21 protein-coding genes are annotated in these 25,261 nt (G+C 47.6%); 17 read left to right on the forward strand and 4 right to left on the reverse strand.

Annotated elements, in window-relative coordinates; genetic code table 11:
* Window positions 1-3: 3 nt before the first annotated feature.
* From AB1757_18885 to AB1757_18910, 6 genes are all read left to right on the forward strand, one after another.
* Window positions 4-1,809: an ABC transporter ATP-binding protein gene (locus tag AB1757_18885; protein ID MEW6129112.1), complete on the forward strand. Its 1,806-nt coding sequence runs from the start codon at window positions 4-6 to the stop codon at window positions 1,807-1,809.
* A 195-nt stretch (window positions 1,810-2,004) separates the two neighbouring features.
* Window positions 2,005-3,348, forward strand: a complete 1,344-nt coding sequence (locus tag AB1757_18890) for an aminoglycoside phosphotransferase family protein (protein MEW6129113.1) — start codon at window positions 2,005-2,007, stop codon at window positions 3,346-3,348.
* Between the two features lie 13 nt (window positions 3,349-3,361).
* Complete coding sequence (locus tag AB1757_18895; protein ID MEW6129114.1) at window positions 3,362-4,585, forward strand: glycosyltransferase; 1,224 nt, start codon at window positions 3,362-3,364, stop codon at window positions 4,583-4,585.
* Window positions 4,582-5,337 carry a hypothetical protein gene (locus tag AB1757_18900; protein ID MEW6129115.1) on the forward strand — a complete coding sequence of 252 codons (756 nt, stop codon included), beginning with the start codon at window positions 4,582-4,584 and terminating at the stop codon, window positions 5,335-5,337. Before AB1757_18895 ends, AB1757_18900 begins: the two co-directional genes overlap by 4 nt.
* Window positions 5,338-5,376: 39 nt before the next feature.
* Complete coding sequence (locus AB1757_18905) at window positions 5,377-6,342, forward strand: hypothetical protein (GenBank protein ID MEW6129116.1); 966 nt, start codon at window positions 5,377-5,379, stop codon at window positions 6,340-6,342.
* Between the two features lie 95 nt (window positions 6,343-6,437).
* A complete protein-coding gene (locus AB1757_18910; GenBank protein MEW6129117.1) occupies window positions 6,438-7,394 on the forward strand; it encodes a GDP-mannose 4,6-dehydratase in 957 nt (318 codons plus the stop codon).
* 67 nt (window positions 7,395-7,461) lie between these two features.
* Here the strand turns inward: AB1757_18910 and AB1757_18915 are convergent, their stop codons facing one another.
* The 4 genes from AB1757_18915 to AB1757_18930 all read right to left on the reverse strand — a co-directional run bounded on the left by AB1757_18915 (window position 7,462) and on the right by AB1757_18930 (window position 12,123).
* Window positions 7,462-8,601 (reverse strand): acyl-CoA dehydrogenase family protein, encoded by a 1,140-nt coding sequence (locus AB1757_18915; GenBank protein ID MEW6129118.1) that lies wholly within the window; start codon window positions 8,599-8,601, stop codon window positions 7,462-7,464.
* Between the two features lie 45 nt (window positions 8,602-8,646).
* Complete coding sequence (locus AB1757_18920) at window positions 8,647-9,345, reverse strand: isoprenylcysteine carboxylmethyltransferase family protein (GenBank protein ID MEW6129119.1); 699 nt, start codon at window positions 9,343-9,345, stop codon at window positions 8,647-8,649.
* A gap of 219 nt (window positions 9,346-9,564) precedes the next feature.
* Window positions 9,565-10,707 (reverse strand): acyl-CoA dehydrogenase family protein, encoded by a 1,143-nt coding sequence (locus tag AB1757_18925; protein MEW6129120.1) that lies wholly within the window; start codon window positions 10,705-10,707, stop codon window positions 9,565-9,567.
* A 234-nt stretch (window positions 10,708-10,941) separates the two neighbouring features.
* Window positions 10,942-12,123, reverse strand: coding sequence for a CaiB/BaiF CoA-transferase family protein (locus tag AB1757_18930; protein MEW6129121.1), 1,182 nt, complete (start codon window positions 12,121-12,123; stop codon window positions 10,942-10,944).
* Window positions 12,124-12,380: 257 nt separating this feature from the next.
* On the opposite strand from AB1757_18930, the gene AB1757_18935 reads away from it, so the two are divergent.
* From AB1757_18935 to AB1757_18985, 11 genes are all read left to right on the forward strand, one after another.
* The gene (locus AB1757_18935) at window positions 12,381-13,433 is read left to right on the forward strand and encodes a VWA domain-containing protein (protein ID MEW6129122.1); all 1,053 of its coding nucleotides are present in this window, start codon (window positions 12,381-12,383) and stop codon (window positions 13,431-13,433) included.
* 169 nt (window positions 13,434-13,602) lie between these two features.
* Complete coding sequence (gene tgt, locus AB1757_18940) at window positions 13,603-14,778, forward strand: tRNA guanosine(34) transglycosylase Tgt (GenBank protein MEW6129123.1); 1,176 nt, start codon at window positions 13,603-13,605, stop codon at window positions 14,776-14,778.
* A 79-nt stretch (window positions 14,779-14,857) separates the two neighbouring features.
* Window positions 14,858-15,226: a preprotein translocase subunit YajC gene (gene yajC, locus AB1757_18945; GenBank protein ID MEW6129124.1), complete on the forward strand. Its 369-nt coding sequence runs from the start codon at window positions 14,858-14,860 to the stop codon at window positions 15,224-15,226.
* 16 nt (window positions 15,227-15,242) lie between these two features.
* On the forward strand, window positions 15,243-16,892 hold the full coding sequence (gene secD, locus AB1757_18950) for a protein translocase subunit SecD (GenBank protein MEW6129125.1): 1,650 nt from the start codon (window positions 15,243-15,245) through the stop codon (window positions 16,890-16,892).
* Between the two features lie 72 nt (window positions 16,893-16,964).
* Entirely contained in the window at window positions 16,965-18,434 is a 1,470-nt protein-coding gene (secF, locus tag AB1757_18955; GenBank protein MEW6129126.1) for a protein translocase subunit SecF, read from the forward strand.
* A gap of 819 nt (window positions 18,435-19,253) precedes the next feature.
* Complete coding sequence (locus tag AB1757_18960; protein MEW6129127.1) at window positions 19,254-20,039, forward strand: TonB family protein; 786 nt, start codon at window positions 19,254-19,256, stop codon at window positions 20,037-20,039.
* 205 nt (window positions 20,040-20,244) lie between these two features.
* On the forward strand, window positions 20,245-20,886 hold the full coding sequence (locus AB1757_18965) for a MotA/TolQ/ExbB proton channel family protein (GenBank protein MEW6129128.1): 642 nt from the start codon (window positions 20,245-20,247) through the stop codon (window positions 20,884-20,886).
* A 103-nt stretch (window positions 20,887-20,989) separates the two neighbouring features.
* A complete protein-coding gene (locus AB1757_18970) occupies window positions 20,990-21,442 on the forward strand; it encodes a biopolymer transporter ExbD (GenBank protein MEW6129129.1) in 453 nt (150 codons plus the stop codon).
* A gap of 123 nt (window positions 21,443-21,565) precedes the next feature.
* Window positions 21,566-22,018 (forward strand): biopolymer transporter ExbD, encoded by a 453-nt coding sequence (locus AB1757_18975; GenBank protein ID MEW6129130.1) that lies wholly within the window; start codon window positions 21,566-21,568, stop codon window positions 22,016-22,018.
* A 19-nt stretch (window positions 22,019-22,037) separates the two neighbouring features.
* Window positions 22,038-22,871 (forward strand): hypothetical protein, encoded by an 834-nt coding sequence (locus tag AB1757_18980; protein MEW6129131.1) that lies wholly within the window; start codon window positions 22,038-22,040, stop codon window positions 22,869-22,871.
* 156 nt (window positions 22,872-23,027) lie between these two features.
* Window positions 23,028-25,217, forward strand: a complete 2,190-nt coding sequence (locus AB1757_18985; protein MEW6129132.1) for a bifunctional (p)ppGpp synthetase/guanosine-3',5'-bis(diphosphate) 3'-pyrophosphohydrolase — start codon at window positions 23,028-23,030, stop codon at window positions 25,215-25,217.
* Window positions 25,218-25,261 lie beyond the last annotated feature (44 nt).

Consider the following 25,261-nt stretch of genomic DNA (forward strand, 5'->3'; position numbering starts at 1 on the left):
AATATGGCGATAATCAAAAATGAACGATTGCGAAAAATCCTGCGCGGCTACATTGGTGAAGCCAGGTGGAGCCTGATCACTGCGCTACTGAGCACGCTTTGTGTCGCGGGGGCGGATTTACTGCGCCCCTGGCCCTTAAAAATCATTATTGATTATGTCCTATTAGATAAACCGTCAACCTTTTTTTCAGGTCATATCGGCGATTCTTTACAAACCCACAAAACCCTTTCGGTTATCGTCATCGCCGCTTCGATTATTCTGATAAGCGGCATCAAAAGTCTCGCGGGGTATCTACAGGCATTCATCGTTTCGCGTATCGGTTATAAATTAGCCCATGCGTTAAGGCGCGAGTTGTTCTCTCACATTCAGCGTCTGTCGATCACTTTTCATAAGCGAATAAAATCCGGCGAATTGATTACCAAGGTGACGAGCGACACCAACGGTATACGCGAGATATTTACCGATTATGCGATGACCTTTTTTTCGGAATTATTAATAATTATCGGGATTTTTGCAGTAATGCTCACCTTGAGTTGGAAGTTGAGTCTGGTGGTATTGATTACCTTCCCGATTCTCGTCTTTCTCTGTTTTTACCGTTACCTGCGAATCCGCGATTCCGTTCGGCGACAACGAAATGCCGAAGGGAAAGTCACCTCGCGCATCAATGAAATTCTTCAATCGATGAGCGTGGTTCAGGCATTCGGCAGAGAGAAGTACGAAGAAAAGCGATTTGAAAACCAAAGTATGGAAAACCTGGAAGAGAGCATTCGCACGGCGCGACTCGAAGCGGCAGCCGCACGCGCCGTTGAAATCGTAACTGCTTCGGGAACCGCGGTTGTCGTTTTGCTTGGCTCGCTACAGGTTTTAAACGGAGCCTTAACGCCCGGCGATGTGCTGGTCTTTTCTTCTTATCTGACGGCGCTCTACGGACCTGTGCGTAATCTCGCAAAATTCTCTTCAAAGTTCTCCAGAACCGTTGTCTGCGCGCAACGCATCAGCGAACTGTTGGAAACCGAACCCGGCGTTAAAGATTTGCCCACAGCAATAAAGGCGACAACGATTCAGGGTGAAATCTGTTTTAAAAATGTGTCCTTCGATTATGGCGACGGGAACAATGTGTTGAATCAAATATCGCTCAAAATTCCCAGAGGCGAACACCTCGCGCTGGTTGGAAATTCCGGCGCAGGCAAATCAACCATTGCAGCTTTATTGTTAAGATTTTTTGATGCCACATCCGGCGCAATTTTTATTGACCAAACGGATATTCGTAATTTTCAGCGCGATTCCTTACGACAAAAAATCGGCATTATTTTGCAGGAATCCATCTTATTCAGCGGCACTATTCAGGAAAATATCGCTTACGGTAAACTCGATGCCACGATAGAAGAAATCCAGGCTGCCGCCAAAGCCGCCAATGCTCACGAATTTATTATGAATCTCCCGCAAGGTTATCAAACGGTTGTCGGCGAACGCGGCGGCACCCTTTCAGGTGGACAAAGACAACGCATCGCGATTGCCCGAACCTTCATTCGTAATACCCCGATTTTAATCCTTGATGAACCCATGAGCGGGCTTGACGTTGAAAGCGAAGGCGCAGTTAAAGACGCATTGAAACGATTGATGGACGGAAGGACTTGTATCCTCATCACCCACGATATTCAATCGGCAGCCGAAGCCGATAGAATTCTTCTGCTTGAAAACGGGGCAATCATCGAACAGGGTTCGCACCAGACGTTGATGAGATATGGGCATCGCTATCAAAAATTATTTTCAAACAAAACCCCTTTAAAATCGGCTGTAAACTATTAACTATAAAAACTAGGTCTTGCCGGTTTACCCACCCATTGGAATTGCAATGTTCAAGCAACTCCAATACGCCATTTTTCGAGACCGCATAAAAAACCCGATTTTATCGTATCAATCGAGTTTTTTTTGCCACTGTAAATAGAGGGTGAAAAGAGTCTTCAACTCACCCTTCGACTCAATCTTATCAGGAAGGCGAACATGCAAAATCTGGAAATTTTTACTAACCCTGATGCGGCGAGAACCGTTTTACAAAATCATCTGCCGGGCTTTTCACACCATCAGTTGCAGATTGACCGTTGTCGCATTTTGAACTCCCGTTATAAAACTTTTTTAAAGGATCAATCGAATGAAAAATCTTTTCTTTCGATTTGCTACCAACTGGGAATTAGCAGACGCGAAAATGGCGCAGTTGATGACCACATTTTATATGCCAAAATTTTTCCACCGCATGCCAGCGACCGGGAATTTTCCAAGACGCTGAATTTACGATTGTCGCAACCAAAATTCGGCATGGCATTATCGCATCTGGCAGATTTTGATATGTTGGTCTGGTCATTTCCCAATGACCCCACGCTTACCAGTCTTCAAGACATCATGCGGTTGCAATCCGTTAAACGATACTTCCCCTATCAACACATCGCCTGCAAATCCCCTGAGCATTTAACCGCCTTGCAAACGACGGTGGTAAATTATCGACCGGAGATTCGTTGTACGACACGTTTTGAAATATCTTTTAAACACCGGGATAAAATCGCCAATCTGGTGTTATACGGCAAAACCTTCGCAGATGATAGCGGCGCAGAAATCTATCAAAGAAACCAAAATCTTTGGCGTTTGCTCGGTCAATCAAAGCTCAACTTTAAAATTGCCAGACCTTTGGATTACGTTGCGGAAATCCGCACCATCTGGCAGCAAGCCTTGCCCGGCGTATCGCTTTTGTCACTCATCAACGCCCGCAGCAACCGGGCAATTTTCAAATCCATTGCGCAAGGACTCGCCAATTTTCATGAGCTTGATTGGCAGGTCGGAAACCGGATTACGGTTGATGAAATTCTCAGCGAATGCCGGAAAAAAGCCGGTAAATTGCTGAATGCCTTTCCAGAACAGCGTGAAACCATCACGGCAATTCACCATCAACTACAGGCGGTCAACTCAAAGCTTCCGCCGGTCAACGAAACCCTGATTCATGGCGATTTTCATATCAATCAGTTGCTTTATCATCGAAACCAAATTGCGCTTTTTGATTTCGATGAACTGGCAATCGGTGACCCGATGCAGGATTTAGCCAATTTTATTGTCGATTTACTCACCCAACCGATTGATGCAAACCTGGCAATATCGTTATCAAGGGTGTTTTTGAACAATTACTCGAAACTCAAACCGATTTGCGTCGAACGGCTCAGGTGGCACCTGACGGCGCAATTTTTAACCAAAGCCTATCGCCTCTACTGGCAGCAGGCGGAATGCCTGCCAGACAAAATCAATAAACTTCTAAGCCTGGCTCGTCAGGGGGTTCCCGAACTTTTGAGGCAGCCGGTTTAGCGATGGGGGAGAAATGAAAAAACCTGCAATCTTATTTTATTGTCAGCATGCGCTCGGAATGGGACATCTGATTCGTTCTCTGGCGCTGGCACAAGGGTTGACCGAACGATTCGCCGTGACTTTTTTAAACGGCGGCAAAATGCCTGAAGGGGTTAAATTCTCTCCTGAAATAAATGTTGTTCATCTGCCACCTCTCGGTTTTGATCAAGCGAATCAATTAATCAGTTGCGACCGTCGCCGCAGCGTAGATCGCGCAAAACAATTGCGCCGACAAATGATTATTGAAACCTTTGCCGTCACCAAACCGGAAATGATTTTGATTGAACTGTTCCCTTTTGGACGGAAAAAATTTGCCGACGAACTTTTACCATTGCTTGAGATGGCTAAATCTCAAGCAATGAAACGCCCGTTAGTGGTTTGCAGTTTGCGCGACCTCCTGGTTGGGAAACGGCGTGACCAGCAACGCCACAATGAACGGGCGGTCGAAATTGCCAATCGATTTTTTGATGCGATTTTAGTCCACACTGACCCTGCATTTGCTCGCCTCGAAGACTCTCTGCCGAACGCCATTCATTTGCAGCCGACCATTCATTACACAGGGTTTGTTCAAATCGAAAAAAATGTCCGGGTAAAGATGGCAAAGCAATCCGGTCGAAAAATCGTCGTCTCAGCAGGCGGCGGGATGGTGGGGTTCGGGCTTTTTAACACCGCGATAGAGTCCTATCAACGCTTACCCAAAAATCTCGGAATCGAATTGAAATTGATTGCCGGGCCATTTTTACCCGAAGCGGAATTTCGCAGTTTAAGTAACAAAATCCGTGGACGAAAAGGCATTCAACTCGTCCATGTCGTTAAGGATTTGACCGCCGAACTTGGCGCCGCCGACGCCTCAATCAGTCAATGTGGTTACAACACCGCGTTGGATATTTTGCGCAGTCGGGTTTCCGCTCTGGTCGTTCCGTTTGCCAATGGGCTTGAAGATGAGCAGATGAATCGCGCTCGTCGTTTGGAAAAAATGGGCGCGTTGCAGGTTCTCGACCAGAATGACCTGAGCGCCGAGCGCCTTGCCGAAGCGATGGTTGAATTATTGAACTTCAAACCTCACCCTTTGAACCTCAACCTGCAAGGGGTAAAAACTACTGCGCACCTACTCGACAGCTTAATCCGGCAAAGCTCAGATAAATGTCGCCAACTGCCTTTACCAAAAGCTCAATTCAATTCAGAGGTGAGATTATGAGCGACTGGCTTACCGAGGTAAAAAAATCTCTGAATCAAAGAGCCACGCCGGTCACATTTTTTTTTCGCGATGACGATGCGGGCTGGAGCAATGACCGGCTGTTTGCCTTGCTCGATGTATTTGCGCGTTATGAATTGCCGATTGACCTTGCGGCAATCCCCCAGGCTACGACCATCGCGCTCGCTGAACATCTGTTAAAGCGGTTGGCATCGACACCGGAATTGGTCGCGGTTCATCAACATGGTTTCGCACACCTGAACCATGAATTGCAGGGAAAGAAAACCGAATTCGGCGCAACCCGCTCTGCGCAATTACAGATGAAGGATATTTCATCAGGCAGGGAGAAACTATTCGAGTTATTCGGTGCTCACTTGCAACCCATCTTTACGCCGCCCTGGAATCGTTGTTCACGGGTGACCGGTCATTGTTTGTCGGAATTAGGGTTTCGCATTTTATCGCGAGACCACACAGCCGAAGCCTGTAACATCGTTGGTCTTTCAGAACTTCCGGTTTGTATTGACTGGTTTAAGCAACAGCGGGGCATTCGTTTGACCAATGAACAAATCGGTTCGCAGATTGCTACAGCAGTTCAACAAAAACCGGTTGTCGGCATCATGCTCCACCACGCGCTTATCGACGAAAAGGAAAGACATTCATTACAGGATTTGTTGAGGCTATTAACCCATCATCCGGCTGTTCAATGTCTGCCGATGATGCGCGTGATAAGCCCGCAATCATCTGTATCGAATTAAATAGCAAACGGAATTAAACCACACCGTAAGGAGAAAGCGATGAAGAAAATATTTTTCACTATCTTATTTTTGTTGGCTTTTATATTTTCGTCACAGGGTCAAACGGCAGACAAAAAACAGGCTCAGAGGAAATCCCTTTCCTTGACGTTGAAATCGCCGCAACCCTCGAAAGAAGCGAACACCCTTTTGCAAAAAATGAGTTTTTATGCGATTTTTTCGAGCCTTTATGACACCAATATCGAGCATGACGAAACCAACATACGCTCATTAGGTGCGGTTTTCGGATTGGGCACTAACTTTAAAAGCAGCGAAAAAAAGCCAGCCATTGAAATGAATTATGAAGTTGCCAAACATCTTTACACTCGTACGAATCGTTGGGACGTCTTCAGTCACAATTTTGAGATGAGGTATAACCGTTCGCTCAACCAAAACCTGAGTTTCAGTAGTGAAGGCGAAGTGGCAATCAGGGGAAATTCCGATGATCGAGAACTTTCCAATCAGTATATTTTCAAACAGGCGGCAAAATATCGTTTCAATAGCGCCAATCGTCTGGGGTTATTTGGCGGGTATCGTTTCAGACGTTACGATGAAATCGGTCGCAATGCGAACAACCCTTTCGTGGGTGCGGAATTTTCGCATCGATTGGGAGAAAACCAGACGATTAAAGGCGAATATCGTTATGAAAAAAACCGCGCAATCGAACCGCGCAATCGCTATATCCGTCGTACTTATAGTCTGGAATTTAATACGCGATTATTTGGCGCAGATAAATTGATCATTGAAGGTCGTTGGCGACCGCAAACCTATAAACGGATTATTAAGGTGGATAAGGGGTTAAAAACCCGTAGGGATGAGCGTTGGGTATGCAATCTGGCTTATGAATTTATGGTCGGGCGAAACATCGAATTGATGCCCTTTTATAAATTTGAAAACCGCCAATCGAATGACCCTGATAAATTTTTTAACGCTCATCTTGCAGGGTTCAGCCTGAGGTTCAATTTTTAACCCGAACCTGTTTGCGGTTTTGAAAATCAACGCTTTCTTTCATCACTCAATAGTTTTTGCTATTTTGCTATGGCAATTTTACCAATGAGCTTTCTATGAAACACATTTTGGTTACAGGCGGAGCAGGATTTATCGGCAGCAACTTGGTTGACCGTTTGTTGATGGATGTCAACCAGCGGGTAACCGTGATTGATAACTTCAATGATTTTTATGACCGACGAATCAAACAACGGAATATCCAATCGCAAGTCAATCACCCGGGTTTTCAACTGGTCGAAGCGGACATCGCAGATAGTGAGCGGATGCAAAATCTGTTTACTGAAAATCAATTTGATGCAGTCATTCATCTGGCAGCGCGCGCCGGCGTCCGCCCTTCACTTGAAAATCCTTTGGCGTATCAGGAAACCAATGTACGCGGCACTTATGTTTTGCTGGAAGCGGCGCGTCTGCACGAGGTTTCCCGGTTTATTTTTGGCTCGTCGAGTTCGGTTTATGGCATCAACGCCCGCATACCGTTTTCCGAAGACGACCCGGTGGCGCAACCGATTTCACCTTATGCGGCAACCAAAATTGCCGGTGAAGCTGCCTGCCACACCTACAGCCATTTGTATGGTATGCAGGTGGTTTGTCTGCGTTTTTTCACAGTGTATGGCGCGCGACAACGACCCGATTTAGCGATTCACAAATTCACCAAAGCGATTAGTGAGGGTCGCCCGATTCCGGTTTTCGGAGATGGCACAAGCAGACGCGATTACACCTATATTGATGATATTTTGTCGGGAGTTTTAGCAGCGTTGGATTACCATCAGACTCAATTTGAGGTGATTAATCTGGGCGAATCGCAAACCGTTGAATTGCGTTATTTGATTGAAGTCATCGAAAAAACCCTGGGGAAACCGGCAAAGATTGACTGGCAACCGATGCAACAGGGTGATGTGCCGGTAACCTTTGCCAACATTGAAAAAGCCCGTCGATTACTCGGTTATAATCCGCAAACTAAAATCGATGCCGGCATCGAAAAATTCGTCGAGTGGTTTCGATTGCAAAAGTAAGCTACGAAAAATCTGCGCCTGCGATTTAGCTCCCCCTCACTTGGAGGCGCGAACTTGCTACGCTTTCTCATTTCAGAATTGAGCGGGCAATAATCATTCGTTGAATTTCGCTCGTCCCTTCACCGATTTCGCAAAGCCGCGCATCGCGATACAAACGTTCAACGCGGTAATCGCGAAAATAGCCCGCGCCGCCATGAATTTGTACAGCCTGGTCTGCGGCGCGTTTGGCAACTTCTGAAGCGTACAACTTGGCTATCGAGGCTTCAGTAGTTACATCTTGTCCCTGGTCATGTAACCAGGCAGCGCGCAAAATCAATAACTCAGCCGTATCGATTTCGGCTTTCATCTCCGCGAGTTTGAAACTGATTTCCTGATGCTCAGCCAATGTCTTTCCGAATGCCTTGCGGGTGGTTGCATATTTCAACGCTTCATCGAGACTGGCTTTGGCAATCCCCAGGCACCACGACGCCATGCCGACGCGGTCATATGCCAGACAGCGCATCAGTATCGGAAAGCCTTGATGTTCGACGCCTAAAATATTTTCTACAGAGACTTCGCAATCTTCAAAAAACAGTTCACTCGTAGGTGAACCGCGCACCCCCATCTTTTCCAATTTGCGCCCGCGGGTTAAACCTTTGGCATTGCCTTCAACCAATATCAAACTGTAACCCGGCTTGCCGTCGTTTGTAGTGGTCGTGACAAACACCATAATCAAATCGGCAATCGTGCCATTGGTGATATAGGTTTTGGTGCCGTTAATAATTAGCTTATCGCCGCGTCGTTGAGCACGGGTTTTTATTGCAGCAAGATCGGAGCCTGCGCCCGGTTCGGTAAGCGCCATCGCGCCAATCCACTCGCCGGAAATCAATTTCGGCAGATAGTTTTTTCGCTGGCTTTCGCTGCCATATTGCAAAATCGGATAGCCGCACAAAGCGACGCTTGCGCCTGCTGAAAGCGCCGTCGCGGCGCAGGCACGCGACAATTCGATTCCGGCAAGCGTCGCGGTTATAAAATCAGCGCCGCTGCCCCCATAGGCTTCCGGGAAGTTCAAACCGAGATAACCGAATTCTGCGAGGGCTTTGAAGTTATCGCGACGGAATGATTCGCTTCTGTCCATTTCGGCGGCGTGTGGTTCGATTTCATTGGCGAGAAATTCTTTTAATGATTTCAGGAATTGCTGTTGTTCATCTGTTAGTGAAAAATCCATTCAATCGTTCTCCAATAATATACAGGCGTTTCGGTCTGACACGCGCTAATAAAGGTGCGGGATGAGCCGCGCTGTGCGCCTCGCGTAATCGTCGTATGCGGTTCCGAACAGTTCGTTGAGATGTGGCTCTTCCAACCGTATGCGACGATTGACCACCCAAATCCAACCGATGACGATTAACCAACCCAGGACACTTGCAAAAGCTAATGCGAAAGCGATGCGGCTTAAAATCAATCCAACATAACGCGGATGGCGAACCCAAGAATAGGGTCCATCGGTTATGACCTGTCTGGCATTCTTGACACTCGCGAAATGGTTTGCAAGATAAGCATCGACCCAAACCAACCAGAAAATATCTAATCCATAAAGTGCCAGACCAATGGTTTGCAAAATCCGGTTTTCCAAAGCCGGAACCAACTGCCAGTGCGCGTAATCAATAAACACAAATAGTTCGGCAAACGCCAGAAGCCCGACGAATTTTCCCATCTGCGGATCGAAGTTGATACCAAAAGCTTCGCGAATGACATCTTGAGCATCTGGAAGTTTGCTCGTCAGTCGCAATTGTTGAACGGCAAGTAAACAACTGAGCAGGAGTGCCGCCATCGCAAAAAAATTCAACCTCTCCCAGGGTGTCGAACTTCTCCATTGCCGCAAACACAACAGGACTATCAATAGGTAGCCTGTGATAAATAGCGCGATTTGCCAGAAGCCCTTCATTGCCAGATAAGCTTTTTTTGATGCCATATCTACCCAACTCATTACACATTGAGTTTTTGAACTGACTGCTAATGATAAAGCGGATTCACCACCAAATGTGATCTACAATTTTTTTTAATTGCCAGCCTACTACTCTGACGGTAAGTATGATGACTACTTCCGGCACGCCAAACGAACCCATATTTATCTCCTTTAAAAAAGTCTCGGGGGTGATGGTTTAAGTGAAAAATTGCTTGCTCTTTACTTTTATTGTTTCAATTTTTTCAATAATTCGCGGGCAATAATCATTCTTTGAATTTGATTGGTGCCTTCGACGATTTGCCCGATTTTGGCTTCCCGCATGAGCATCTGCACCGGGTAATCTTCACTCGTCCCGTAACCACCGAAAATCTGCACTGCGTCGGTTGAAACTTTCATCGCCGCATCGGTCGCCAGTAATTTCGCCATCGACGCTTCGACATTAAACGGCAACCCCCTGTCGCGCAGATAAGCCGCCTTGCGCATCACACAACGCGCCGCTTCAATCGCCGCCGCCATATCCGCCAGCATAAATTGTATGCCCTGAAATTCCGCGATGTGTTTGCCGAAGGCTTTACGTTCAACGGTGTATTTGAGGGCGTGGTCAAATGCTGCCTGCGCCAAACCTATCGAAGTTGCGGCAACCGTGATGCGCCCGGAATCAAGCGCCGTCATCGCCACTTTAAACCCGTCGCCTTCTTTGCCAATAATATTGGTTTTCGGAATGGCGCAATCTTCAAAGAAAACTTCGCGGGTGAAATGCGGCAAACCCATCGGGCGTTCGCGCTTGCCGAATGAAAGTCCGTCGGTGGCTTTTTCAACGATGAATGAACTGATGCCTTTCGAGCCGATGCCTTTGGTGGTCACCGCCATCACGACATAGACATCGGCTTCGCCGCCGTGGGTAATCCAGATTTTTTGCCCGTTCAAAATATACTGCTCGCCGACGAGTTCAGCGCGAGTATTAATTGATTGCGCATCGGAACCGGCGTGCGGTTCGGTGAGCGCGAAGGCTCCCAGCAGTTCAGCCCGCGCCATCGCCGGAAGGTATTTCTGTTTCTGTTCCAGGGTGCCGAATTTATTCAAGATGAGTTGCGGCAAGCCGTGTACTGATAGAATCGAGCCGAGCGGCGTTTCCAGCCTTGAGAATTCTTCGAGCGCCAATGAATAGCTCATATAATCCATGCCGCCGCCACCGTATTCGGTTGAAAATGGAATTGCCGCGAGTCCCAACTCTCCGGCTTTGCGAAACAGTTGCCAGGGAAACGCTTCCCTGCCATGTTTTTCGTCATAAGGTTTGGCTTCACGCCTAGCGAAATCTTCAACCAGCTTTCGCAATTGTTCTTGGTCTTCGGTCAAAGTGTAATCCATTTTATTCTCCATTGTATTGATGCTTGCAATTTTGTTTTTGGTAATGTGCAAAGGCTCATCAAGAGTACGGAACAAACGGAAAGAACAAAACGGACGGAAACCGCAAATGCGATTTTAAATTCTATGGTTATTTTTACACCTGTTTATCGGTTATTCCGTTATTTCCGTTTGTTCCGTTCTTTTCTTATAACATCGCTGACAATATTTTCACGTATAACAGAGCCTCAACATATATTACCCGTGAATCACGCCTTCGTTGACAAGTTCATCTCTCGCATCTTGCGAAATGCCGATCTGGGCAAGCAATTCCTGCGTGTGTTCGCCGAGTTCCGGCGAAAGCGAATTCACCTGCAAGGGGGTGTCGCTCAGCCTGTAAGAAAAGCCCAGTTGGTTGATTAGTCCATCGGTTTCAGATGAACGCTCGATTATCAAATTACGCGCGATTGTCTGTTCGTGAGTGAAGGCTTCACCAACCGATAATACCGGTTCGCAACAACAATCGGCATCACGCATCACGGCTATCCATTCATCGCGGGTTTTCGATTTGAAAATCGCCCGGACTTCATCGAACAACGCGCGTTTATCCGTGCCTTCGGAAAATTGTTTGGCGATTAAATCTTCGCGCCCGACGGTGGTGCAAAAATTCGCCCAGAATTTCGGTTCGAGTGCGCCAAGCGTCATCCATCCGCCATCACTGGTTTCATAGACATTGTAAAAAGGATACGCCCCCGACAGCGCGAATTTATCGCCCACCTTGAAATTTTTACCCGCGAAATATTGCGCCCCGGCAATCGGCAACATGGAAACCATAACATCGAACATCGAAACATCAATGTATTGCCCGCGTCCGGTTTTCTCTCTCGCCAAGAGCGCCGCAAGCACCGCGAATCCGGCAATCATCCCGCCCGCAAGGTCTGCGACCTGTGTGCCCGACATTGCGGGTTTGCCGTTATCATCGGTCGAAAGACCAAGCACGCCCGATAGCGCCAGATAATTCAAATCATGACCGCTACGGTCGCGATGCGGCCCGTCCTGACCGAAACCGGTGAGCGAACAATAAACGAGGCGCGGATTGATTTCTTTAATTGTGTGGTAACCGATACCTAAACGGTCAACCACTCCGGGACGGAACTGCTCAAAGATGACATCGGCGGTTTCCGAGAGTCGCAAAAACAGGTCGCGCCCCTGGGGATTTTTTAAATTAATCGCGAGGGATTTTTTATTGCGATTGACCTGTCGAAAAGCCGCGCCTTGCGAGCCGAGTTTCGGCAACGAATGGCGCGTCGGGTCGCCGCCTTTGACCTCTTCGATTTTGATGACCTCAGCGCCCAAATCGCCGAGCATCATGGTGCAATAGGGTCCGGGCAAAAGTCTGGATAAGTCAAGAATGCGTATGCCTTCGAGAGCCTGTTTCATGTGGTCTCCGTGGTTATAAATTAGAGGATATGACAGCGCCAATCGTACACGCGCTGAAGATTTGCCGCAATCCGGCATCTGCCATCGTCCGTGAATTAATCAAGGCAATCTTTTGAATCCAAGCCCCGGAGGTGATTCCTAACTTTTGATTTCGCCTTGCAACCAAACTTTATAAAAGGCAACATAAACGGTGCAGGTCGGATGTTGTTCATTTCAAGCCCAGCCCCGGCGTTAATCTTACGCGATGAGGTGTCCCTATGATTGGCTTTAAATCAACCCGCATTTGGTTCATCTGGACATTGATTTTTATTTTTTCTGCTTCATCTCTGCTCGCTCAACAACAGAAGAATCAGGGGTCATCAGATGACGAACCGGTAAAACTGCAAACCACATTGGTACAAGTCCCTGTGATTGTCAAAGACCGCACCGAGCGTTACCTCACTGACCTCAAAAAATCGGAATTTAAACTATTTGAAAACGGAATTGAACAGGAAGTCACCTTTTTCGGAACTGTTGAAGAACCCTTTAATGTCGCTTTGCTGATTGATTCAAGCGGTTCCACGGTCGAAAAACTGAACCAGATCAAAGCAGCAGCTTCGGCGTTTATCGAAACCCTCAGACCGCATGACCGGGTGATGGTCATGGAATTTAACGACAGTGTGACCATTCATGCTGAAATGACCGGCAACCGCGACGCCTTGCATCAAGCCATTTCGCGTATCCAACCCGGTGAATTCACTCAAGTTTACGAAGCGGTTTACACGGCGGTCTGGGAACGCTTAGCCAATATGAAAGGGCGAAAAGCGGTTATTCTGTTTTCCGATGGCATCGATAATGCCAGCACCGAACTCGACGAAGAGGATACCTTTGCAGCCATCACCGAAAGCGAAGATGTCATCGTCTATCCGATTCGCTATAACACGCGTGAAGATGTCGAACACAAACTCGAATTAAAATATGCCAATCAGGTCTTGCTGCCGGAACAGGCGCGCGCCACAACCGCGAATTTAACCGTAAAAAAACCACCGACGTTTGAAGAAGCGTTACGCGATTTAGATCGAACCTACCGTCAGGCGGATGAATATCTTTATGAATTAGCCAGACTCTCAGGCGGGGTTGTCGAACGCGCCGATAGACTCACAGATTTACAGTCGGCGTTTGGGCGCATTGCCGATGAACTGCGAAAACAATATTTAATCGGCTATTACCCGAAGGACGAAAAAAGTGAGATTGATAGACGAATCGTGGTTAAGGTGACCCGACCGGATGCCAGAGTTCGCGCCCGTCCGGGATATAAGGTTGGACAATAAAACGATTCTTCAACAACGGGTTCAAAAATAAGTTTTAGAACCCGTTGTGCCATTCCAGCAAAACCCTCCTCTTATTTTCTAAAGACAATCAAGGGTTGATTGAAACCTTGCGCATTGTCCTGTTAAACGGGCAAGATGGGTGTTTTTATAAACCCTAATTTGTGAAGCTATGACGACACCATTTTCATTTGAGGTCATTCAAAAAGATAAAACGACGCGGGCGCGATTAGGAAAATTAACCACCGCGCACGGGGTCATTGAAACGCCGGTTTTTATGCCCGTGGGTACTCAGGGCACCGTGAAAGCTTTGACCCAGGAGATGCTTGAAACGCTTGGAGCGAGGATAATTTTAGGCAATACCTATCATCTGTTTTTAAGACCGACGCATACCCTGGTCAATGAACTCGGCGGACTCCACAAATTCATTTCCTGGGAACGCGCCATTTTAACCGATAGCGGCGGGTTTCAGGTTTTCAGTCTCAGTCCGCTTCGTAAACTCACCGAAGAAGGCGTACAGTTTCAATCGCACATCGATGGGCTTCGCCATTTTTTATCGCCGGAAAAATCTATGGAGATTCAAGCGGCTCTCGGCTCGGACATCGTGATGTGTCTGGATGAATGCACCCCTTACCCGGCGACTCGTGAACAGGCGAAGGAATCTTTGGAACTGACGACTCGTTGGGCGCGTCGGTCAAAGGATTATTTGAAGAAACTTCATGAAGACCGTAAGGAAAGCGCGAGCCTCGGCATCAAAATCGTCAATCCAACCCAGGCGCTTTTTGGCATCATTCAAGGCAGCATGTTTTTTGATTTACGCGAACAGAGTTTGAATGAACTACTGGAAGTTGATTTTGATGGCATGGCGATTGGCGGACTGTCAGTTGGCGAAGATAAACAAATCATGTACTCGGTCATCGAACACCTTACGCCTAAGATACCCGAAACCAAGCCGCGTTATTTGATGGGCGTTGGCACACCCGAAGATATTGTCGAAGCGGTCGCTCAGGGCATTGATATGTTCGATTGCGTCATGCCCACGCGCAATGCCCGCAATGGCAATCTGTTTACCAGCCGGGGGCGCATCAATATTAAAAATGCGCGTTATAAAACCGATGACCGTCCTCTGGATGAAACTTGTTCGTGTCCAACTTGCGGGCGGTATTCAAGAGCTTACATCAGACATTTGTATATGAGTGGCGAGATCTTGGCGGCGATTTTATGTTCGGCGCATAACATCAGCTTCTACCTTGACACTATGCGAAGGATAAGGCAAGCTATCTCGCTTGGTGCTTTCAACGAGTTCCACTCTACATTCATAGAAGAACTTTCTCGCGGAATGGAATAACCAAAACACCATTGAAAGTTAAAAAAATAACCATCGCGAGTTGACCTCTCAGGCGGAAAGTGCTGAAAATTTCAACATAATGAACACAGACACCATCTCAAGTATTCTATTGCTCATTCAACAAGGGGGCGGAGGATTTGGGTCATTACTCGTCAGCCTCTGGCCGATGTTATTGATTTTCGGTATCTTCTATTTCCTGCTCATTCGTCCACAACAGAAACGGCAACGACAAATGCAAGCTGACCGTGATCAAATGCTCTCGTCATTGAAAGCCGGGGACAAGGTCATCACCAGTGGTGGCATTTACGGGACGATTGTTACGGTTCGCGAAAAAGAGGATGTGATTTTACTGAGAATCGCCCAATCGGTTTCTATTGAAATTCAACGCGGCTCAATCGCCGGTCTGCAAGGCAGCGAAACCAAAGAAACTGAGACCGCAAAGCAATAAGTAAGGTATTGTTGTTATGGCACAAAAAATTCGCACAAGATTGATCGTCATTGTTTTAGTAACATTAGCCAGTCTATACATGGTTTTCCTACCCCATAATCGTCGTCCGGGGGTAAAAGATTTCACCAGTTGGGCGCAGGTAAAAGAAAACCTGCAAAACAATATTCGCTTGGGACTGGACCTCAGAGGCGGTAGCCATCTGGTCATGCAGGTTCAAACCGATGATGTTATCAAGGGCATCACCAATAAAAATGCTGATGTCGCCAAAGCCAAATTGACTGAAAAAGGCTGGCCCTTTAATAGCTTAGAGGCAACCGCGGTAGATACTATCACGGTCACCGTGCCCGATACCGCCAAGAATGCTGACATCATTAATGAACTTGAGCAGGATTTCAATAACAACACACCCGAAGGAAGGGGTTGGTCAGCCAGTGAAAAAGGCAATGCCATCGCTTTTTCATTGGATGGTTCGGTGCAAAATCTCGAACGTGACCGCGCCACCGAACTCGCCAAACAGATTATCGAAAATCGCGTCAACGCCTTTGGCGTGACCGAACCGACCATTCAACGACATGGCGGAGAAGGCAGTTATCAAATCCTGATTCAGATGCCGGGTATCGATGACCCGGAGCGCGTCAAAAATACCTTGAATGCCGATTCCAATCTTGAATTGCGACTGGTCGTCAAAGGCTCGCAGATTCCCTATCCAACCAAAGAGGCTGCTGAGGCGGCAGCCAAGAGCTTAAATGGCGAAGTTTTCCAATACCGTGAACGCAACGAAGGCGGAACCTCGCAGGAAGGTTGGGTGGTTCTGGACAAATCGCCCGTGGTCACAGGTCTGGATATGCGCGATGCCCGCGCCATTCAAAGCCAGTATAATAGTTCAAATTATGAGATTGATTTTTCCCTGACGCCGGGCGGCGCGACTCGTTTCGGTAAAGCCACCGGTGAACACGTCGGCGACCAACTGGCGATTGTTTTGAATAACGAAGTCAAATCTGCGCCGCGCATCAATTCTCAAATTAATGACCGTGGACAAATCACCGGCAGTTTCACCAAACGCTCGGCAGAAGATTTGGCTCTGGTTTTAAAATCCGGGGCGCTTCCCGCAAAAGCGGTGTACGTTGAAGAGCGAACCGTTGGTCCGTCACTTGGCGCAGACTCGATTAAACAGGGCGTGACCGCATCCGTTGTCGGTCTCTTGATGGTTATCGTGTTCATGCTGTTTTACTATCGCGGTTCGGGCATCAATGCGGTATTGGCATTGGCGCTCAACCTGATTCTTTTGCTTGGAGCATTGGTAATTTTCGGGGCGACCCTGACCCTGCCCGGCATTGCCGGAATCATCTTGTTGATTGGTATGGCAGTAGACTCCAACGTCCTTATTTTTGAGCGCATTCGCGAAGAGTTGCGTAACGGCAAGATTGTCAGTTCGGCTGTAGATGTGGGCTTTAATAAAGCCTTTTTAACCATTATTGACACACACGTCACGACCATCGTTTCCTGTGTATTTCTTTTCGTATTCGGAACCGGACCGATTCGCGGATTTGCGGTAACTCTGGTTGCCGGGTTGCTGGCTAACCTGTTTACGGCGGTGTTTGTTTCCCGAACCATTTATATGTGGATACTCAGCCGCAAAGCGCGGGTTGAATCGCTCAGCATATAATTGCGCGCCACGTCCGCCGGTTGGGCGATTTGGTTGGCACCATCAATAAATTTATAAGCTTGGATTTATACTATGGTAGAACTATTTAGAGAACCTCAGATTGATTGGATTAAATCGAAAAAAGCATTTATCAGCGTCACCATTTTGCTGATGATTATTGGCGCGCTTTCCGTGCAATTTCGCGGCTTCAAACTCGGCGTTGATTTTTCCGGCGGCACATTGATGACCGTGCGCTTTAAAGAAGTGCCCTCGCTTAATCAAATTCGCTCGGTTCTTGGTGAAGCCGGTATTAATACAACAAGCGTGGTTTTACAACCGATTACCAACCGCCCTAACGAATTGATTATTCGCACCCCGCAATCCGAAAAGGGTGAAGCAGAACGGCGAGTGGATGAGGACAAACGAACCATCATTCGCGCGTTGCAAAAACTCAACCCCGCCGGTGGTGATATTGCGCTTGGCAAAGCCAACATCAATACGATTGACGCAGAGGGTATCGAACAGGAACTCAGACAAAACGACCCGCTCGGGATTAAAAACCAGTTTTTTGGCAGCACACATCCCTATCGCCAGGTCGGCGATCAGATTGTCGGGGCTCGCGATAGCCAACTCAAAGGATTCGCGCCGGACATGAACTTTGTTCAGGCGCTCACCTTAACGGCTCAGAATTATCCTGAATTTGACCAGAACAAAGTAAAAGCCGAAATTAACAATCGTTTCTTTGCAGGAAAAATCGATTTAAATCTCATCAGCACCGGCGAAATTGAAAGCGCCTTGATTCGCATTAATCCGCTAAACAATAATGATGTCAACGCCTACAGCGCGGCGGCAAAAGCCATTACCAAATACCGCACAGACCGCAGCGGGGTAATCAACAGCCTCGAAGAAATTCAAACTCAGGATGTGTCAGCCGATTTACTGGCGAAGATGGCACCATACTTCACCACCGGCGGTTGGTCAGTGGTATCGGCAGACATCGTTGGGCCACAGGTTGGCGCGGATTTACAAAGTCGCGCGATTTATGTCACGCTTGCGGCGCTTGCCGGAATGTTGATTTACATCGCGTTTCGCTTTGAATGGATTTATGGTGTGGCAGCGGTGCTGGCGGTTTTTCACGATGTGATGATCACCCTCGGACTTTTCAGTCTCTTTGGCTGGGATATTGACCTCACAGTCGTAGCCGCCTTGCTCACCCTGGTTGGTTACTCAATGAATGATACGATTGTTATCTTTGACCGTATTCGTGAAAACCTGAGAGTAAGAAGGCGTGAGAGCCTCGCTCAAATTACCAACGATGCGATTAACCAGACGCTTTCACGAACGATCATCACTTCCGGCTTAACCTTTCTCTCGGTGGTTGCCATCGTGATTTTTGGTGGTGATGTGCTGCGAGGATTTGGCTTGGCGCTAACCATCGGCATTATCATCGGCACCTATTCATCAATCGCCGTTGCCAGCCCGATTATGCTCTGGTGGGAATACTATACCAACCGAAGCAAACAAGCAGCGGCGGCGAGTTCGCGAGCTGCACGGGCGATTTAAGGGTTGAAAAGATTTTGTGTTGTGAGGAATCGGTAATCCTGACCGACACCCGGTGTGAGAATGAATTAGTTGTAAAATTCCTTCCTGCACTTTAACGACGATAAAAATCAGGATAGTATTGAACGGTGTATTTGTTGTAGTGGTTGAATAGGCATATAAGCTTATTAGCCCCTTGACCACAGAGGAAAGCTTTCTCAAAGGCAGGTGTCTATAAGCGCATGGATGTCACATCCATTGAGCCGCATCATTCTCCATCTACAAACCTGAATGAAGTTTTCGCCTTGACGGAGCAAATTTCTTTTTCAGATGCACTTTTTCTGAATTTGCGACCTCAGAACAGGCGGTTTTCATCAGTGGAATCAAACTGGTTAAGCAAAAATTCAAGCTCGATATTCCGTTGTCTTTAATTAGAACGAAGAAAATTTTTGAGCCATTTTTTAGCCCGGACGAAAATAAAAAAACGAGATTCAATTGATTAATTTTTAATCGTTGGAACAAACCGCGCAAACGCGGTGTCTAAAGGCTTGGAAGCTCAAAATCATCTTGACTTGATGGGAAGGCGAGTAGTAGACTCTGCCCGTTTTTTCAACCAGACTTTAGGCAAAAAGCTTCTCAGCAAAATTGAAACAGGAAAAGCTAAAGTTTTTTTGCTTTACAGCCGCCTTTGTCTCTTAGGCGGTGGAGAGTCTTGGCAGGTTTTAATCAGATCGTGACCGCTCAGCCCCTAAGTTAATTCGCCCGAATTGACTTGGCAGACTGACCCGTCCATCTAAAAAGCTGCTGTTCATCCCATCGCCAATTATTCGGAGGTAATATCCAATGTTCGATAACTTAGTCGAATCGTCAACTGTCAAAAAGAAATCCAATCGCGGGAGTTTCTTTATGATTACTGCGGTACTTTGGGTTGTCTTATTTACCAGCGCCATTGTTTATGGTGTCTGGAAGTTCGACGCAAGACTCAATGAGCAGTTCGAGCAGTTGACCTTACTTGCGCCACCACCGCCACCACCGCCGCCACCACCGCCACCGCCACCGTCAGCCGCACCGGTAAAGGTAACCAAGGTTGAAGCGCCGGTCGGTTTCGTTGCGGCGAAAGAACCGCCTAAAGAAATTAAACCGCCATCAAAAACCCCGCCCAGCATTCCCCGCACCGGTGGAGTCGTTGGAGGTGTTGAAGGCGGCGTTCCGGGCGGCGTTCCGGGCGGCGTTCCGGGCGGCGTTCCCGGTGGAGTAGTAGGCGGCGTTCCCGGTGGAAGGGGTGCCGATGAACCACCGCCACCGCCACCGCCACCAAAAGAGGAGCCAAAACCTGAACCCCCGAAAATTGTTCGTAAATCGGGTGGTGTTTTAACCGGTTCGGCAACTCGTCGCGTGGAACCGACCTATCCACCGCTTGCCAAAGCGGCCCGCGTCAGCGGTGCTGTCGTGGTTGAAGTAACCATCGATGAAGCCGGTAATGTGATCGCCGCAAGAGCCTTGTCGGGACACCCGTTGCTTAAAGATGCGGCAACCGCCGCCGCGCGTGGTTGGAAGTTCACCCCGACCCAACTGAGCGGTCAGCCCGTGAAGGTCATCGGTACGATTACTTTCAACTTTAACCTTTAATTTTAATTTCGAGCCGCCACTGACCAACTGGCGGCTCACGAACTAACATTTTAAGTTACTAAACTGATTTGGAGGGTTTCAACCAATGTTACTATCGAATTTATGGCTTGCAGCAAACAAGCTCGCGTTCTTTGCTTTGTTACAAGAAAAAGGTGGTGAGGCTTCAGGAACAGAAGACTTTTCACTCTTAGGTATGATCCGCAAGATGGAATGGCCGGCGATTCTGGTCGCTATCGTCTTGATGATTATGAGTATCTACTCAATCGCCATCATGGTTGAGCGTTGGCTCACCTACAATGCTGCGAAAAATCAATCCCGTCAATTCGCTCCGAAAGTCGCTCAAGCGCTTCGCGAAAATCGTATTGATGAAGCGATTGCGATTTCTGACCGTCACAAAAAATCGCATCTGGCGATGGTGGTCAATGCCGGATTACAGGAATTCCAGGCGCATCAAGGCGGTTCGGATATCTCCGGTTCGACAATGGAAGCCGCGCGCCGCGCTTTGCAACGTTCGACCGCTTTAAAATCGGCTGAATTGAAACGCGGCCTTTCAGGTCTTGCAACCATCGGTTCTACGGCTCCGTTCGTCGGTTTGCTCGGCACGGTTATCGGCATCATCTCGGCGTTTCAGGGTATGAAATCCGCAGAAGGAACCGGTATCTCGGCAGTCGCCGGTGGTATTTCGGAAGCCCTGGTTGAAACCGCATTCGGTTTGCTCGTGGCAATTCCTGCGGTGTGGGCGTTTAACTATTTCCAGAACAAGGTTGAATCCTTCAATATCGAAATGGACAACTCCTCTTCGGAATTGATCGACTATTTCATCAAACGCAGCAGCGATAAGAAGTAGTCTGGCGATTGCTTAATCGTTTCTCGATATTTTCTATTGGCTTAGCGGGAATGCCGCGCTTTGAATTGCGCGGCGCGGCAATTCTCAAAACGGAGGAATTAGTATGGGCATGGCAGTAGGCAGCGGAGACAGTGGTCTGGTTGCCGATATTAATGTCACACCACTGGTAGACGTGATGCTCGTGTTGCTGATTATCTTTATGGTCGTCGCACCGTTGTTGCAATCCGGCGTCAGCGTCGCCTTACCGAAATCGAAAAACCCCGAACCTGACCCGAATATCATCAAAGAGACTTCGGCGGTCGTGGCGCTTCCGGGGGAAAATCAATTTTATATCGGCAAAGACCCGGTTCGTCAGGAAGATATTCCGACAAAAATTAAGAATATCCTGAAAGACAAGCCTGCAAACGAACAGATTGTTTATGTCAAGAGCGGCAAAAATGTTAAATATGGAACGGTTGTCGAAGTCATCGACAAAATTCGTGAAGCAGGATTTGACCGCATCGGACTGGTCGCCGAAAAAGAGAAAGACAAAGGTGCAGGAGGCGGCACTCAATAATTTGAGGGTTCGTTCTTTACCTGAAAGCGTTTCCTCGCGGACGCCCACCAAGCGTCCGCCATTGACAAAAATTTAGGAGGCTGTTGCGAATTACTCAGGTAATTTAGCGACGAGAAATTAAAGATGGCACACGGAGAACAAGAAGACGTCATTGCTAGTAAGAAAGTTGGATTAGCACCACCAAACATTAACGTAACACCGCTGATCGACGTGTTGCTCGTGCTGATTATCATCTTCATGGTCATTCAACCCCGCAAAGAAGCGCAGTTTGAATCGAACATTCCGCAAAAACCGGATACCACAGAAAATTCGCCAGTTCCACCATCCGATTTGTTGATGGTCGAGGTTGATTTATCGGGAAGCGGATTAGACCAGAACGTTAAGCTTAATTCCAAGCCGATGACCTTGATTGAACTGGGCACGACCTTACAATCACTGCTTGAGCAACGCCCTGATAAGACGGTATTCATCAAGGGTCCCAAAGATAAACAATATGGTGATGTGGTCAATGTCATTGACACCATCAAAGGAGCCGGTGCCGAACGTATCGGACTCCAGATTGACTTTTTACAATAACGCATAGGAGGAAACTGTCGTGGAGAGGAAACGTAATCTCAAACTCCTACCTCTATTTATCGGTATACTCGCACTGATGATGACGACCCAAGGGTGTGGCGTCATCAATAAACTGCGAGCCAAAGATAAACTCAATCAAGGGGTTCGTGAATTTAATAAAGGCAAGTACGATACCGCCCAGCAATTTTTTGCTCAGGCTTTAGAGTTGTCGCCTGAGATGGCAAATGCGCAACTGTTTTTTGCCAGAGCATTGAATGCCCAGTTTGATCAAAATCTAACCGAAAAATTGGGTGAAGAGACCATTCAAGCTTACGAAAACATTCTCAAGAACCCGGAAATCGAACCCAAATCCATCGATACGGCGCTCGCCCTGCAAGCCAACGTCTACAAACAACTTTCGCAGATTAGCGATGCCAAATCTGAAGAGTATAAAAACTTGCAGCACAAAACGTTGATAAAACGCGCCGAATTGCCCAGCGCGTCTACGCAATCAAAGGCGGATGTGTATTACACGCTCGGAGTTGATATGTGGAAAGCTTCCTATGATATCGGCTATCCCTATGTCAGCAAAAAACAACCGATTCCGCCCGATGTGCAAAATAAAATGAAGCCGGTTATTCAACAGGCTCACGAGTATTTGCAAAAAGCCATCTCGGTTGACCCCAATTACGCCAACGCCTATTTCTATGAAAAATTGGTCTATATCGAAGACACCAAAGTCAACGATGCATCAAAACTACCTGATTTCCTGAAAAAGCAGGAAGATAGTCAGAAGATGTATATGAAGATTCAGGAACAGCAGAAAGCCAAGGCGGCGAGCGAAGGAACCGCCGAAGCCGGTCAACCAAAATAAGGAATTTTCACTCCTATGCATTTTCAAGGTGACTCCTAAACGAGTCACCTTTTTCTTTTTTTCCAATAAAATGGAATAAATTTTTCCGGGTAAATGCGTTGGCTTGCTTCTTAAAAATTTTCCCTTAAACTAAAAAGATATACTTAACAGGCAATTATGATTCGCTTTGAGAGCATCATCGAAAAGGTTAAGAAAAACCACCCGAATGCCGACGAGGATTTACTGCGCCGCGCCTACCTCTTCTCTGCCCGACAACATCGCGGGCAAATCCGCAAATCGGGCGAACCCTATTTAATTCATCCTCTCGAAGTCGCAAACATCATCGCCGACCTGAAACTTGATCCGATATGTGTGGTGACCGGATTGCTCCATGACGTGGTCGAAGATACCGGAACCCCGATTGAAGAAATCGAAGCTTATTTCGGGAAAGAGGTGTCGCATCTGGTTGATGGGCTAACGAAAATTTCCAAATTAAAACAGGCTTCGCCGGAAGAGCGACAGGCGCAAAGCATCCGTAAAATGCTGCTTGCAATGGTCGATGATGTCCGGGTGATTCTGGTTAAACTGGCAGACCGTTTGCACAATATGCGAACCCTTGAACACCTTCGCAGTGATAAACAAAAACGGGTCGCTCAGGAAACCCTCGATGTCTACGCCCCCATTGCTCACCGCCTGGGAATGAGTAAGGTGAGAGGCGAACTCGAAGACCTGGCTTTTAAATATCTCGAACCTGAAGAGTATAGAAAACTCAAAGAATCGGTAGAAAATCGCCGAACCCGACTGGAAGCTTACCTTGATAGTGTGAAAAGTCGGATGACCAAGATGCTCAAGGATGCCGATATTCAAAATGTGCATATCGAAGGGCGATTGAAGCGACTCTATTCGATTTATCTGAAACTCAAACGTCAACACATCGATATTGATCAGGTTTATGATTTGGTCGCGATTCGGATTATCACGGAATCAATCAAAGATTGTTATGCAGCATTAGGCGTGATTCATACAGCCTGGAAACCGATTCCAAGCCGGTTTAAAGATTGGATTGCCATCCCTCGCGAAAACTTTTATCAATCCCTCCACACTTCTGTCGTCGGCGATAGCGGACAACCCTTTGAAGTGCAAATTCGCACCCAGGAAATGCATCTGATTGCCGAAGAAGGAATCGCTGCCCACTGGAAATATAAAGAAGGTCGGCGCGGCACCCATACAGATGAAGACGAGGCATTTATCTGGCTCAAGCGATTGGTTGAATGGCAACAGGAGGTCAAGGAATCCGATTCTCGTGAATTTATGGATTCTTTAAAGCTCGACCTTTATCCGAAAGAGGTTTATTGCTTTACTCCGCGTGGTAAAGTTATCGAATTGCCACGCGGGGCGACTCCGATTGATTTCGCTTTCAACATCCATACGGAAGTCGGGATGGCATGTCAGGGAGCCAAGGTAAACGGGCGCATCGTGCCCTTAAAATACAATTTAAGAAACGGCGATGTGGTTGAAATCATCACTTCGCCAACCGCGCATCCGACCCGTGACTGGGTAAACTTCGTCAAAACCACTCGCGCCCGAAATAAAATTCGTCATTATCTGGCGGAAAACGAACGCCAGACAGCGATTGACGTTGGCAGAAAAATATTTGAAAAAGAGGCGGAAAAATACAAACTCAGCCTCAAAAAACTTCTGACAAACGGCGAATTGGAACGCATCGTTCCCGAATACGGCGTGGCGCGAATCGATGATTTGCTGGCATCAATCGGTTATGGCAAAACCCTGCCCCGCAGCGTCATCGCCAAATTGTTACCACCGGAACGCGCCAAAGAGCTAGAAGAACCCAAAGGTCCAACCTTCAAACAGGTTATTAAAAGCGCCCTCGGTTTGCAGGATCGCATTACCGTAAAAGGGACAGATGACATCATGGTTTACCGTGCGCGTTGCTGTAATCCGATTCGCGGCGAACAAATCATTGGCTACATCACCAGAGGCAAAGGCGTCGCGGTTCATTCCTCACGCTGTCCCAATATGCCCAGTTTGAATGTCAATCCTGAACGGTTGATTGAAGTGGAATGGATGAAAGCCGACGGGGAAAAATCTGCGGCATATCCGGTCACCGTGAAGTTGGTAACTGAAGACCGTCCCGGTATGCTTGCCGATGTCACCCAGGCGATTGCCGGAATCGGCACCAACATTCGCGATATTCACGCCGGAGTTGATAGCGAAGGGCGTGGACAACTGGTAGTGACTTCAGAAATTTTTGATGTCAAACACCTCGAACGATTAACCGCCGTGCTCAAATCCGTTAAAGGCGTCATCAATGTTGAACGCCTGGATAGCGAAGAATCCGCTGCCTAATTCCCTCTGGTCAAATCCCCTCAGTTCATACCTTCGTTGAATGC

The sequence above is a fragment of the Acidobacteriota bacterium genome, assembly GCA_040754075.1.
GTDB lineage: Bacteria > Acidobacteriota > Blastocatellia > UBA7656 > UBA7656 > JBFMDH01.

Bases quoted from the DNA above. Each gene is read 5' to 3' on its own strand.
- AB1757_18885 (MEW6129112.1), top strand. From the start codon at position 4: ATGGCGATAATCAAAAATGAACGATTGCGAAAAATCCTGCGCGGCTAC.
- AB1757_18890 (MEW6129113.1), top strand. From the start codon at position 2,005: ATGCAAAATCTGGAAATTTTTACTAACCCTGATGCGGCGAGAACCGTT.
- AB1757_18895 (MEW6129114.1), top strand. From the start codon at position 3,362: ATGAAAAAACCTGCAATCTTATTTTATTGTCAGCATGCGCTCGGAATG.
- AB1757_18900 (MEW6129115.1), top strand. From the start codon at position 4,582: ATGAGCGACTGGCTTACCGAGGTAAAAAAATCTCTGAATCAAAGAGCC.
- AB1757_18905 (MEW6129116.1), top strand. From the start codon at position 5,377: ATGAAGAAAATATTTTTCACTATCTTATTTTTGTTGGCTTTTATATTT.
- AB1757_18910 (MEW6129117.1), top strand. From the start codon at position 6,438: ATGAAACACATTTTGGTTACAGGCGGAGCAGGATTTATCGGCAGCAAC.
- AB1757_18915 (MEW6129118.1), bottom strand. From the start codon at position 8,601: ATGGATTTTTCACTAACAGATGAACAACAGCAATTCCTGAAATCATTA.
- AB1757_18920 (MEW6129119.1), bottom strand. From the start codon at position 9,345: ATGGCATCAAAAAAAGCTTATCTGGCAATGAAGGGCTTCTGGCAAATC.
- AB1757_18925 (MEW6129120.1), bottom strand. From the start codon at position 10,707: ATGGATTACACTTTGACCGAAGACCAAGAACAATTGCGAAAGCTGGTT.
- AB1757_18930 (MEW6129121.1), bottom strand. From the start codon at position 12,123: ATGAAACAGGCTCTCGAAGGCATACGCATTCTTGACTTATCCAGACTT.
- AB1757_18935 (MEW6129122.1), top strand. From the start codon at position 12,381: ATGATTGGCTTTAAATCAACCCGCATTTGGTTCATCTGGACATTGATT.
- tgt (MEW6129123.1), top strand. From the start codon at position 13,603: ATGACGACACCATTTTCATTTGAGGTCATTCAAAAAGATAAAACGACG.
- yajC (MEW6129124.1), top strand. From the start codon at position 14,858: ATGAACACAGACACCATCTCAAGTATTCTATTGCTCATTCAACAAGGG.
- secD (MEW6129125.1), top strand. From the start codon at position 15,243: ATGGCACAAAAAATTCGCACAAGATTGATCGTCATTGTTTTAGTAACA.
- secF (MEW6129126.1), top strand. From the start codon at position 16,965: ATGGTAGAACTATTTAGAGAACCTCAGATTGATTGGATTAAATCGAAA.
- AB1757_18960 (MEW6129127.1), top strand. From the start codon at position 19,254: ATGTTCGATAACTTAGTCGAATCGTCAACTGTCAAAAAGAAATCCAAT.
- AB1757_18965 (MEW6129128.1), top strand. From the start codon at position 20,245: ATGGAATGGCCGGCGATTCTGGTCGCTATCGTCTTGATGATTATGAGT.
- AB1757_18970 (MEW6129129.1), top strand. From the start codon at position 20,990: ATGGGCATGGCAGTAGGCAGCGGAGACAGTGGTCTGGTTGCCGATATT.
- AB1757_18975 (MEW6129130.1), top strand. From the start codon at position 21,566: ATGGCACACGGAGAACAAGAAGACGTCATTGCTAGTAAGAAAGTTGGA.
- AB1757_18985 (MEW6129132.1), top strand. From the start codon at position 23,028: ATGATTCGCTTTGAGAGCATCATCGAAAAGGTTAAGAAAAACCACCCG.